Consider the following 11,354-nt stretch of genomic DNA (forward strand, 5'->3'; position numbering starts at 1 on the left):
ACTGTAATCCTGTACTGTTTGCCATCGGCCTTCTCCTTATTTTTATGTTTGTACTGCTGCCACGGCGACCGCATGCGCCATCCTGGCTAAACGCCACATGAGTAAAAACGCCACGCAGGTGAAAAGCGCAGAGCATTTAAATTGAGCAGCGATTCGGTATGTTCACGTCGTGGGAAACAAGAAGGTCGCGAGGTTGAAGCGGTGTGAAGAGTGATGAAAACGTTCCATGTGGCATCCTTGACGCTATTCCTTTTAAGAAAATACGCGTAAAGGATAACAAGATGTTCATAGTGCTAATAGCGCAAAAAAAGGCCTAAAACCAAGCAAACACATTGATTAATATTAAAATAATATCATTTTGAATAAATTAGATAGCGAATCAAAAAAGACTCAATCATCATATGAGAACAGGGCATTCCCCCTGTTCTCAACCTATTGATAAACCATTTTTATTCATGGGATAAGGGCATAGCCCCCTACGCGCTACCGCTCCAGCTTCGGATACACATCCGCAATCTTATCGCCGGTAAAATGCGCGATCCAGCCTTCCGGGTTATCGAACAGGCGGATGGCGGTGAAGTGCGGTTCCGGTCCCATATCAAACCAGTGCGCGGTGCCCGCGGGTACCGACAGCAGATCGTTCTTCTCACACAGGATCTGGTAAATCTTGCCGTTAAGGTGCAGACAGAACAGCCCCGCACCTTCGACGAAAAAACGCACTTCGTCTTCGTGATGCACATGCTCGGATAAAAACTTGGTGCGTAGCTCCGCACGCTGCGGATTATCAGAACGCATGCTGATGACATCCCAGCTCTGATAACCTTTTTCTGCCACCAGCTTGTCGATTTCATGCTGATAGGCCGCCAGCACTTCTTCAGACGACGGTGCATCGCTCAGCTTCTGGCTGGCTTCCCAGCGTTCAAAACGTACGCCGATGTCATTCAGCTGTTTCTGAATCGCCTCGGCATCCTGACTTTGCCAAATCGGCTGGCTTGCATCGCTGTCGCTAAAAATGGTTAATCCACTCATTGGGCGTACTCCGGTAAGTCGATCTGGTCAAAACGTGTCACCTGGCGGTGACGGCTTACGTTATCCGCATCATCACGAATAAGCTGACAGGTGTGCCAACCGGCTTCCTGCGCGGCATCCAGTTCCTGACGAATGTCCGACAGGAATAACAGTTGCTCAGCAGGCAGCCCGATGGCTTGTGCAATCGTGCGATAAGAATCGGTCTCCCGCTTCGCACCGACGCGGGTATCAAAATAGTCGCTGAACAGCGGGCGCAGATCGCCAGCGTTGCTATACCCGAACAGCAGCTGCTGCGCTTCTACCGAGCCTGATGAATACACATACAGGCGCAGGCCCTGCTGCTGCCATGCGTCGAGCTGCGTCGCAACTTCAGGATACAGATGCCCCTGAAAATCGCCGTTACGGTAGCCCGTACGCCAGATAATACCTTGCAGCTGCTTCAACGCGGTGGATTTGCGATCTTCATCCATAAACTGGTTCAGCGCGGTAATCAGCGTCTCGCTATCCGCATCCGGCTGACCTAGCTCCTGACGCAACGCATCCAGCGCCTGCGCAATCTCAGGATCGCTAGCGTGCTGGCGAACGGTATCGGCCAGACGTTCGCGGGCATAAGGGAACAGCACGCTGTGAACAAAACGGATGTCGCTAGTGGTGCCTTCAATATCGGTCACAATCGCGTTAATCATGCTTTCGCCTCCAGCAGCCGACGTTGCAATTCGCATTGGAACAGGAACTCTAACCCTTCCAGATGACGACGCGCTTCTTTCACCGTCGCGCCCCAGCAGTAAAGACCGTGGCCGCGTACCAGAAATCCGTAGCGTAGCGGCGTGTGGCTGGCATACTCGGTTACCCGCTGCGCCAGCGCCGGAATATCCTGATCGTTATCGAAAATCGGGATCGCCACACGATCCAAATGAGTGGTTTGCCCCGCCAGCGACTTTTGCATTTCGTAGCCTTGCAGCACCAGCTCAGCGCCCTTCTCCACCCGAGATAGCACCGTCGCGTTCACCGAGTGCGTGTGCAGTACCGCGCCGATAGTCTCCTCGCGGCGATACAACAGCGTATGCAGCCCCGTTTCCGCCGACGGCGTGCGACCACTCGGCACATGGTTAGTGGCAATCTCCACCAGCAGGAAATCCTCTGCCTGAAGGCTGCCTTTGTCTTTACCCGATTCAGTAATCAGGCACTGCGCGTCATCAAGGCGTACGGACATATTGCCGCCCGTCGCCGGACACCAGCCTTTCTCGCCGATCCAGTGGCAGGCCGCAAGCAGCGCCGTCAATTGTTGATTTTCAGTCATGAGGCTTCCCGTTTTTGGTCTTTCTGTTTCAAAGCATGCAGTTGCAGGTTTAGATCTTTTCATTATATCTTAGCACGCAAAGGCATTTAGCCGTTTAAACGTCCAAGCGTCTTGATTGCCAAATACTAACAGCATGTTATATTACCAAGCAATACAGGCTTGCAGGAGTTCCACCCCGCTATGAGCGCCGCTCTGATCCCCGACAGTAAACTGCCTTCGCTGGGCACCACCATCTTCACCCAGATGAGTGCGCTGGCCCAACAGCATCAGGCCATCAATCTATCACAAGGTTTCCCTGATTTTGACGGTCCGGACTATTTACAACAGCGGCTGGCGTATCACGTCAGTCAGGGCGCCAACCAATATGCGCCAATGACCGGCGTCGCGCCGCTGCGTCAGGCGATTGCTGAAAAAACGGAAGAACTGTACGGCTGGAAGCCGGATGCCGATAGCGAAGTGACCGTCACGGCGGGTGCGACTGAAGCGCTGTTTGCCGCCATTGCCGCGCTGGTACGTCCCGGCGACGAAGTGATTTGTTTCGATCCCAGCTATGACAGCTATGCGCCTGCCGTTACGCTGGCCGGCGGCGTACTCAAACGCATCGCCTTGCAACCGCCCGCGTTTCGCGTGGACTGGTCGCATTTTGCTGAGCTGCTGAGCGACCGCACTCGTTTGGTCATCCTGAATACGCCGCACAACCCGTCCGCGACCGTCTGGCAGAAGGCTGATTTTGAGCAGCTATGGCAGGCGATTGCCGCGCGTAACATCTTCGTGCTGAGCGATGAAGTCTACGAGCATATCTGTTTCGACAGCGAAGGACACGCCAGCGTACTGGCCCATCCATCGCTGCGCCAACGCGCCATCGCCGTTTCATCATTTGGCAAAACGTTCCACATGACCGGCTGGAAAGTCGGTTATTGCGTCGCCCCAGCCGCCTTAAGCGCAGAAGTACGTAAGGTTCACCAGTATCTGACGTTCTCCGTGAACACGCCCGCGCAGTTCGCGATTGCCGATATGCTGCGTGAACAGCCGCAACACTGGCGTGAACTGCCCGATTTTTATCGCGCACGTCGCGATCGTTTCATCAAGGCGCTGGCAGGCAGCCGTTTCGAGATTCTGCCCTGCGAAGGCACTTACTTCCTGCTGGCGGACTATCGGGCAATTTCCGATCTGGACGATGTCAGCTTCTGCCGCTGGCTAACCGAGCACGTTGGCGTCGCGGCTATTCCGCTGTCCGTCTTTTGCGCCGAGCCGTTCCCACATACGTTGATTCGACTATGCTTTGCTAAACAGGAAGCAACGTTAGATGCCGCTGCGGAGCGTTTATGTCGACTTTAAAGATTTCATTGCTGCAACAGCCGCTGGTCTGGCGCGATGGCGAAGCCAATCTGCGCCACTTCGATACCTTATTGGCAGAGATGAGCGGGCGTGATGTGGCAGGACGCGATCTGATCGTGCTGCCGGAGATGTTCACCACCGGCTTTGCGATGGAAGCCGCCAAAGGCAGTCTGGATCAATCGGTTGTAGAAGCGTGGCTGCACCAGTGGGCGCAGAAGACGAACGCACTGATCGGCGGTAGCGTCGCGGTAAATACGCCAAAAGGTGCGGTGAACCGGTTCCTGCTGGTCGATCCGCACGGCGAGGTGCATCACTACGATAAACGCCACCTGTTCCGCATGGCGGACGAACACCATCACTATCAGGCAGGCACGGAACGGGTCACCCTTGAGTGGCGCGGCTGGCGCATCTGTCCGATGATCTGCTACGACCTGCGTTTTCCGGTCTGGTCACGCAATCGGCAGGACTACGATCTGGCGCTGTATGTCGCCAACTGGCCAGCGCCACGAGCCGCACACTGGCAGACGCTGCTGGCGGCGCGCGCTATTGAGAATCAGGCCTACGTGGCAGGCTGCAACCGCGTCGGTACCGACGGCAACGGCCACAGCTACCGCGGCGATAGCCTGATTATTAATGCTCAAGGGGACATTCTGGCCTCTGCCGCTCCCAACCAGCCCGCCCGTCTGGACGCCGAGCTGTCGCTGGAAGCGCTGCAAAGCTACCGGGAATCCTTTCCTGCCTGGCGCGATGCCGATCGTTTTACGCTGTAGTGGCTGTGGCTGTGGCTGTAGCTGTCGTTACTGTGCAGAGGCGTGGTAGAACACCGCCTGACTGTACGCCTGTAGCGCCAGCGCCACATCTGCTGTCGTAACAGATTCGTCAGGATGGTGGCTGATGCCGCCGCGGCAGCGGACAAACAGCATCGCTACCGGCCAGCGTTCGGCAATAGCAATCGCATCGTGCCCCGCGCCGCTTGGCAACATCAGCGTTTTGCCTTGTACCTGCGTCACCGCCTCATTTAATACCGACTGCAAGGCGGGATCGCAGCGGGTTGCCGCAATACGGTAATACTCTTCGGCGCTGAACTGGCAGCCGCGCTGGTGCGCGATAGCCTGCCCTAGCGTCAGGAGTTTTTGTAGCAGCGCATCCAGCGGCGCATCCTCCGGCCCGCGAATATCCAGCGTCATCTTGACCTCACCGGGAATAACGTTCGCCGCGCCCGGTAAGCACTGTAATGTGCCAAACGTGGCGACCAGATGAGGATCGCTTTCCCGCGTTATCCGCTCAGCCTGCGCCATCCAGTCGGCCGCCGCCGCCAGCGCATCCTGCCGCTGCGTCATCGGCACCGTGCCCGCATGTCCCGCCAGCCCGAGGAACGTGCAGTTAAGCCGCCGCGCCCCGTTGATCGCGGTGACCACGCCCAACGCCAGATCCTGCTGTTCCAGACACGGCCCCTGTTCGATGTGTAACTCCAGATAGGCGGTGATATCGCTGACCGGACGTGCCGCCAGTGCCACCTCAAGCGGATCCAGCCCAGCAATGATCAACGCCTGCGCCACACTGGTGCCCTCGGCATCCTGACACTCCAGCCAGTTCTCCGGCCAGGTGCCCGTCAATCCCCGACTGCCCAGCAGCGTAATGCCAAAACGCGTGCCTTCTTCATCGCCGAAGCCGATGATTTCCAGCGCCACGGGCAAACGCATCCCTTGTTGATGGAACGCACGTACCACTTCAATCGCCGTCAATACGCCCAGCATGCCGTCATAACGTCCGGCATTGCGCACCGTATCCAGATGCGAACCAAGCAACAGCGCTGGCGCATCCGGTGTTAATCCTTCATAGCGACCACAAATGTTGCCAACGCTATCCTGCCAGACGTTCATGCCCGCTTCGCGCATCCATTCACCCACCTGCGCATTGGCACGCAGGTGCTCCAGCGACAGATAAACACGGGTCAGTTGGCCGGGCGTTTCACTGATTTCCGCCAGCGCATCGCAGCGCGACATAATCTGCTCAGCGGCGGCCTGTGCAGCAGCGGGCAACATCAACATTTCACTCATGCACGACCCTCATCCGCCACATAGCAATTCCAGGCCGCCTGCAAGGCTTCGCCCTGCACGGTGCGGAAGCCAAGGCGATTCAGCACCGCCTCCAGCGCTGTCAGCGTTTGCATCACGCAGTCTTTACGCGCGTTGTAGCCCATCGTCCCGATGCGCCAGATCTTGCCCTGAAGCGGGCCAAAGGATGTGCCGATCTCAATGGCGAAATCTTCCAGCAGCAGCTTACGCACCTGCTCACCGTGAACGCCGTCAGGAATCACCACGCCCAGTACGTTATTCATTTTGTGGGTCAGCGAGCCAAAGGTATCCAGCCCCATTCCCTGAATCCCCGCCACCAGCGCACTGCCGTGCAGCGCATGGCGGGCAATGCTGCGATCCAACCCTTCTTCGAGGATCGTTCGGGCACACTCGCGGGCGGCGAACAGCATGCTCGTCGCCTCGGTGTGGTGATTCAGGCGCTCCGGCCCCCAGTAATCCATCACCATGCCCAGATCGAAATAGTTGGAATAGATCATCTCGTCGTCGCCGTCCTGATGCGCGTCCGTTCGGATCCCCTGCTCCACGCATTTACGACGCCGGATCACCGCTTCCATCTGCGAACTGAGCGTGATCGGTGAACTGCCAGATGGTCCGCCGAGACACTTCTGCAATCCGGCGGAAACCGCATCCAGTCCCCACTTATCCGTTTCCAGCGGGTTACCGCCAAAAGACGCCGTGGCATCGGTATAGAACAGTACGCCGTGACGGCGGCAGATCTCGCCCAGTTCCTCCAGCGGTTGCAACATGGTGGTCGACGTATCGCCCTGCACCGTCAGCAGTAAACGCGGGCGTACCGTTTTGATCGCATCTTCGATTTGATCCGGCGAGAACACCTCGCCCCACGGCACTTCAATGGTATGAACATCAGCACGACAGCGACGGGCAATCTCACACAGCAGATGACCAAAACGACCAAACACCGGCACCAGCACCTTATCGCCGGGGCGGATCGCCGACAGCAGAATCGCTTCGATCCCCGCGCGCGAGGTGCCGTCTACCAGCATCGTCCAGCGGTTTTCCGTGCGGAAAAGTTGACGATAGAGCGCCATGACCTGATTCATGTAGTTCGTCATCGCGGGGTCATACTGCCCCACCAGTTGACTGGCCATTGCCCGTAATACGCGCGGATCGGCATTGATCGGCCCCGGCCCCATCAGCAGGCGATGAGGGGGATTAATTTGCGCGTACAGTTCGCTGTTCATGGTTATGTGCTCCAGATTCTTTACGTTACCGATCTGCTAATCGAATGATTTGATGCGCGTTTCCGTGCGTGATTAGCTCAAAAGAGGGAAGCCTTACGCTTCCGATAGTCCCCGGACCGAGGCGATGAACTGTTTCAGTTCGCGGGTCTGTGGGTTAGCGAACAGCGTTTTGCTGTCGCCCTGCTCCCAGACCGTGCCCTGATGCATAAACACCACGCGGTCACCCACTTCACGGGCAAAATTCATTTCATGCGTGACCAGAATCAGCGTCATGCCTTCTGCGGCCAGCTGTTCCAGCACCTTCAGTACTTCGCCGACTAATTCAGGATCGAGCGCCGAGGTAATTTCATCGCACAGCAGGACTTTCGGGTTCATCGCCAGCGCGCGGGCAATCGCGACGCGCTGCTGCTGGCCGCCCGACAGGTTGGCAGGGTAATAGTGAAGGCGCTCACCCAGCCCCACCTTTTTCAACACCCGTTCGCCCAGCTCACGGCACTCCGCCGCGCTTTTACCCAGCACGCGGCGCGGTGCCAGCATCACGTTTTCCAGCGCCGTCATGTGCGGAAACAGATTGAAGTTCTGGAACACCATCCCGACCGAGCGACTAATTTCCCGCGCCTGTGAATCCCTGTCGGTAACTGTCATCCCGCCCAGCTTGATGCTGCCGTCCTGATAGCCTTCCAGACCGTTCATGCAGCGCAATAGCGTGCTCTTACCAGAGCCGCTGCGCCCGATGATCGAAATGACCTCACCCATTTCAATATCCAGATCCACGCCTTTCAGGACATGGTTCTGGCCGTAATATTTTTGAACCTGATTAATGGTGATGAGCGGCATTGAATTTCTTCTCCAGATAGCGGCTGTAGTAAGAGAGCGGATAGCACATCAGGAAGTAACCCAGCGCCACCAATCCGAACACTTTAAACGGCTGATAGGTCACGTTATTCAACATGGTTCCCGCCTTGGTCAGTTCGATAAACCCGATAATCGACGCCAGCGCGGTACCTTTAATCACCTGCACGGAAAACCCCACGGTAGGCGCGATGGCGATACGCATCGCCTGCGGCGCAATCACCCGATAGAGCGTCTGGCCGAAATCCAGCCCGAGGCAGCGCGACGCTTCCCACTGCCCTTTCGGCAACGCTTCGACACTGCCGCACCAGATATCCACCAGAAAGGCGCTGGTAAAGAGCGTCAGCGCCAGTGCCGCCGCCGTCCACGGGCTCACATCGATGCCGAACAGCGCCAGCCCGAAAAAGGCGAGGAATAGCTGCATCAGCAGCGGCGTTCCTTGAAAGAGCTCGGAATACAGATGGACAAAGCGCGTCGGCCATGTGCGTTTCGTCAATCGCAGCAGCATCAGCGGAAAAGTCACTATCGCACCGCCGATAAACGCCGTCAGCGACAGCAGTAACGTCCAACGTGCCGCCAGCAGCAGGTTGCGCACAATATCCCAGTCGGTAAATGTCATCATGACGGATTCCCCAGAAAGCGCCGACCTGCCAGCAGTAAGAGTTGTCGCATCAGAACAGACAGCACCAGGTAACACAGCGTGGTTGCCAGATACACTTCAAAGCTCAAAAACGTACGGGACTGAATCAGGTTGGCGGCAAAGGTCAGTTCCTCGTAAGACACCTGCGACACCACCGACGATCCCAGCATGACGATAATGCACTGGCTAACCAGCGCCGGATAAATCCGCTGGAGCGCGGGCGGCAGAATCACACGTAAAAAGGTCTGCACTCGCGTCAGTCCCAGCACGCGGGCAGCTTCCCACTGGCCTTTCGGCGTCACCTGAATCCCCGCGCGGATAATCTCGGTGCTGTACGCTCCCAGATTAATCAACATCGCCAACAGCGCGGCCTGTCCGGCGGTGAGCTTCAAGCCCAAACTCGGCAAGCCGAAGACGATGAAGAACAGCTGAACCACAAACGGCGTATTGCGGATCAGCTCGACGTAGACACCCCATAGCCGACTCAGCAGAGTGGGCTTGCCGCTGCGCAAGGCCGCACCGAAGATGCCGATAGCAATGCCGCCGAGGGTTGCCATGACCGTCAGCTCAATGGTGACCCACAACCCCTCCAGCAGCTCAGGCCAGAACGGAAACAGCGCAGAAAAATTAAGCTGATAGGTCATGGCGTGCTCCCGTTAAGCCTTGATGCTGGCCGGCAGCGGCGCTTTCAGCCATTTTTCCGACAGAGTATTGAGCGTATTGTCTTTCAGCGCTTGCTCAATCAACGCGTCGACTTTCGCTTTCAGCGCAGGCTCATCTTTTTTCAGCCCGATGTAGCACGGCGAATCTTTCAGCATAAACTTCGCCACAGGTGCTTTTGTCGGATTCTGCTCGGCGATAGCCGCGACAACCAGGTTACCCGTTGCAACATATTCCACCTGCCCGGACAGGTACGCCGACAGCGTGGTGTTGTTATCTTCGTAGCGCTTAATCTGTGCGGCTTTCGGCGCGATATCCGTCAGCACCATGTCTTCTACCGCACCGCGCGTGACGCCGATGCTCTTGCCTTCCAGCGCGTCTGACGATGTCAGCGTACTGTCTTTCGGCCCAAATACGCCGAGGAAAAACGGCGCGTAGGCGCGGCTGAAATCGATCACTTTTTCACGCTCGGCATTTTTGCCCAGACTGGAGATCACCAGGTCAACTTTGTTGGTTTGCAGATACGGTACGCGGTTAGCACTGGTTACCGGAACCAACTGCAACTTTAGTTTCATCTCTTTCGCCAGATAGTGGGCGATATCGATGTCATACCCCTGCGGTTGCAGATCCGTCCCCACCGATCCAAACGGCGGGAAATCCTGCGGGACAGCGACACGCAGCACGCCGCGCTTCTCGATATCCTGCAACTGATCGGCCATCGCGCTACTGGCCTGAACCAGTAACATTGCCGCGCCCATCACCGCCAGTAACCCTTTTTTGATGCCCAGTTTATTGATCAACATCGTCTCTGCCCCCGGTTAGTATAATTGAAACGAAAGATTCTTTAAAAACAAATATTGAAACTATCGTTACAGATACCAAGCAAGGAGTGTGCCAGATTACATGAGTACTCTTAGCGATGAGTAGCAGCGTTAGAAGGTCAGGGAATCATGTCATCGCTGTGGATATGGATATGCGATATCAGTGAACAGTTTCGGGCGTGATACTCAGGAGTTAACCTTGTGGTTTTATGCCTTATTCGCGTAAAAAATTGCGCTGAGGTGAGCATGACCGCCGGATGAGCGGCATGGACGCCGCGAAAGTCAGCGCCGCGCAGGGAGCGCGTCGCTGGCGGTCCGTGTTGCGGCCATGAACGCCGAAGGTACCGCGAAGCGGCGCAATTCCGCGAAAAAAGCCTGGGTTCATAGGGCAAGCGGCGTTTGAGCTGCCCTATGTCGGGCGTGGCGCTATGTCACAAAAATAATCCGGCGCTATCACGCACGAAACAATCCACATGATTACATGACAGATAAACGCATCAGGAACCGATAACGTTCACTTTAACGCATCATTTCGGTGCAACAGCACCACACTAACGCACCATTAGCGTTGTTCAAGCTCATCCAGTTCACTATAAAGATCCGCGATCTGGTGGATGCGCTGGCGTCCGTCACGCAGCATTTCATGCAGTAGCGCGTTACTGATGACGTTCACCAGACTCATGGCGGATGAATAGCTATCAAACGCCGAGACGCTGTCCAGCGGGACGCACAATGACCAGGTTGCCAGCAACATCAGCGTGCTGACCTGTGGTTCACACAGTAGCAGCACAGGCACACCGCGTTTTTGCAGTTGCGCCAGCAGCGGCTGAATCAGGCGCGGACGGCGGCGAAAGGCCACCACAATCACGACATCCTGCGCCGTGAGATCAACCAATTCTTCGGAGAGCGTCTGCCCCGGCTGCGCCAGCAGCGTGACCTGTTGGCGAATCTGGAGCAGTTGTTGGCGCAGGTGTAGCGCCACCGGATAGCTATTGCGTAGCCCAATCAGGCACAGGCGCTGCCCCTGCATCAACGCCTGAATCACCGCGCCAAACTGCACAGGGTCAATCTGGTTTATCCACTGCGTCAGGTTCGCCATTTCCTGTTTGTAGTGCCGCGCCAGCAGCGTATTGCCCTGCACGGCATCGCGGTTATCCGCCAGCGGCATCCCGCTCTGGCGCAGCGTTCTGAGCTCATCACGCATGTCGCGGTAGCTGGGGTAACCCAATCGTTTGAACAACCGGCTGACGGTCGCCTTGGAAACACCGCTCAACCGCGCCAGCTCGGCGCTGTTGTAGCTAATCAGATCGTCAAAGTGATCAAAGATGAAATCCGCGACGCGCTGTTCCTGCGGGGAAAGTTCGCCGTAGCGATCCCGTAATCGTTCATCTATTTGCATCATCGTCTCTCACC

12 protein-coding genes are annotated in these 11,354 nt (G+C 56.7%); 2 read left to right on the forward strand and 10 right to left on the reverse strand.

Translation table 11 applies throughout. The features are described 5' to 3' along the window. Positions 1-483: 483 nt before the first annotated feature. From H0248_RS14560 to H0248_RS14570, 3 genes are read right to left on the reverse strand one after another with little or no spacing between them, the layout of a single operon-like run. Complete coding sequence (locus H0248_RS14560; RefSeq protein ID WP_014916418.1) at positions 484-1,029, reverse strand: 1,2-dihydroxy-3-keto-5-methylthiopentene dioxygenase; 546 nt, start codon at positions 1,027-1,029, stop codon at positions 484-486. Further along, positions 1,026-1,715 (reverse strand): acireductone synthase, encoded by a 690-nt coding sequence (gene mtnC, locus H0248_RS14565; protein WP_180786455.1) that lies wholly within the window; start codon positions 1,713-1,715, stop codon positions 1,026-1,028. Before mtnC ends, H0248_RS14560 begins: the two co-directional genes overlap by 4 nt. Further along, entirely contained in the window at positions 1,712-2,329 is a 618-nt protein-coding gene (locus H0248_RS14570) for a methylthioribulose 1-phosphate dehydratase (protein ID WP_048257792.1), read from the reverse strand. Before H0248_RS14570 ends, mtnC begins: the two co-directional genes overlap by 4 nt. A 180-nt stretch (positions 2,330-2,509) precedes the next feature. Between H0248_RS14570 and H0248_RS14575 the strand changes: the two genes are divergently transcribed. Beyond that, the gene (locus H0248_RS14575; protein ID WP_180786456.1) at positions 2,510-3,667 is read left to right on the forward strand and encodes a pyridoxal phosphate-dependent aminotransferase; all 1,158 of its coding nucleotides are present in this window, start codon (positions 2,510-2,512) and stop codon (positions 3,665-3,667) included. After that, complete coding sequence (locus H0248_RS14580) at positions 3,655-4,437, forward strand: amidohydrolase (RefSeq protein WP_180786457.1); 783 nt, start codon at positions 3,655-3,657, stop codon at positions 4,435-4,437. The genes H0248_RS14575 and H0248_RS14580 overlap by 13 nt, the downstream gene beginning before the upstream one ends. A gap of 27 nt (positions 4,438-4,464) precedes the next feature. Here H0248_RS14580 and hpxK read toward each other — a convergent pair whose 3' ends face one another. The 7 genes from hpxK to H0248_RS14615 form a co-directional block, all read right to left on the reverse strand. After that, positions 4,465-5,727, reverse strand: coding sequence for an allantoate amidohydrolase (hpxK, locus tag H0248_RS14585; protein ID WP_180786458.1), 1,263 nt, complete (start codon positions 5,725-5,727; stop codon positions 4,465-4,467). Beyond that, a complete protein-coding gene (locus tag H0248_RS14590; protein ID WP_180786459.1) occupies positions 5,724-6,968 on the reverse strand; it encodes a pyridoxal-phosphate-dependent aminotransferase family protein in 1,245 nt (414 codons plus the stop codon). Before H0248_RS14590 ends, hpxK begins: the two co-directional genes overlap by 4 nt. Before the next feature lie 93 nt (positions 6,969-7,061). After that, positions 7,062-7,805, reverse strand: coding sequence for an amino acid ABC transporter ATP-binding protein (locus H0248_RS14595; protein WP_014916424.1), 744 nt, complete (start codon positions 7,803-7,805; stop codon positions 7,062-7,064). Continuing rightward, positions 7,786-8,439 (reverse strand): amino acid ABC transporter permease, encoded by a 654-nt coding sequence (locus H0248_RS14600; protein WP_094370396.1) that lies wholly within the window; start codon positions 8,437-8,439, stop codon positions 7,786-7,788. Before H0248_RS14600 ends, H0248_RS14595 begins: the two co-directional genes overlap by 20 nt. After that, the gene (locus H0248_RS14605; protein WP_180786460.1) at positions 8,439-9,104 is read right to left on the reverse strand and encodes an amino acid ABC transporter permease; all 666 of its coding nucleotides are present in this window, start codon (positions 9,102-9,104) and stop codon (positions 8,439-8,441) included. The genes H0248_RS14600 and H0248_RS14605 overlap by 1 nt, the downstream gene beginning before the upstream one ends. A gap of 12 nt (positions 9,105-9,116) precedes the next feature. Further along, positions 9,117-9,902: a transporter substrate-binding domain-containing protein gene (locus H0248_RS14610; protein WP_180786479.1), complete on the reverse strand. Its 786-nt coding sequence runs from the start codon at positions 9,900-9,902 to the stop codon at positions 9,117-9,119. Positions 9,903-10,503: 601 nt separating this feature from the next. After that, complete coding sequence (locus H0248_RS14615; RefSeq protein WP_180786461.1) at positions 10,504-11,343, reverse strand: MurR/RpiR family transcriptional regulator; 840 nt, start codon at positions 11,341-11,343, stop codon at positions 10,504-10,506. Positions 11,344-11,354 lie beyond the last annotated feature (11 nt).

The organism is Pectobacterium brasiliense (assembly GCF_013449685.1).
Classification (GTDB): domain Bacteria; phylum Pseudomonadota; class Gammaproteobacteria; order Enterobacterales; family Enterobacteriaceae; genus Pectobacterium; species Pectobacterium brasiliense_A.

What these genes read in the sequence shown, in the direction of transcription:
- H0248_RS14600 (WP_094370396.1), bottom strand. Translation starts at nt 8,439, where the DNA reads ATGACATTTACCGACTGGGATATTGTGCGCAACCTGCTGCTGGCGGCA.
- H0248_RS14575 (WP_180786456.1), top strand. Translation starts at nt 2,510, where the DNA reads ATGAGCGCCGCTCTGATCCCCGACAGTAAACTGCCTTCGCTGGGCACC.
- H0248_RS14570 (WP_048257792.1), bottom strand. Translation starts at nt 2,329, where the DNA reads ATGACTGAAAATCAACAATTGACGGCGCTGCTTGCGGCCTGCCACTGG.
- hpxK (WP_180786458.1), bottom strand. Translation starts at nt 5,727, where the DNA reads ATGAGTGAAATGTTGATGTTGCCCGCTGCTGCACAGGCCGCCGCTGAG.
- H0248_RS14615 (WP_180786461.1), bottom strand. Translation starts at nt 11,343, where the DNA reads ATGATGCAAATAGATGAACGATTACGGGATCGCTACGGCGAACTTTCC.
- H0248_RS14560 (WP_014916418.1), bottom strand. Translation starts at nt 1,029, where the DNA reads ATGAGTGGATTAACCATTTTTAGCGACAGCGATGCAAGCCAGCCGATT.
- mtnC (WP_180786455.1), bottom strand. Translation starts at nt 1,715, where the DNA reads ATGATTAACGCGATTGTGACCGATATTGAAGGCACCACTAGCGACATC.
- H0248_RS14595 (WP_014916424.1), bottom strand. Translation starts at nt 7,805, where the DNA reads ATGCCGCTCATCACCATTAATCAGGTTCAAAAATATTACGGCCAGAAC.
- H0248_RS14590 (WP_180786459.1), bottom strand. Translation starts at nt 6,968, where the DNA reads ATGAACAGCGAACTGTACGCGCAAATTAATCCCCCTCATCGCCTGCTG.
- H0248_RS14605 (WP_180786460.1), bottom strand. Translation starts at nt 9,104, where the DNA reads ATGACCTATCAGCTTAATTTTTCTGCGCTGTTTCCGTTCTGGCCTGAG.
- H0248_RS14580 (WP_180786457.1), top strand. Translation starts at nt 3,655, where the DNA reads ATGTCGACTTTAAAGATTTCATTGCTGCAACAGCCGCTGGTCTGGCGC.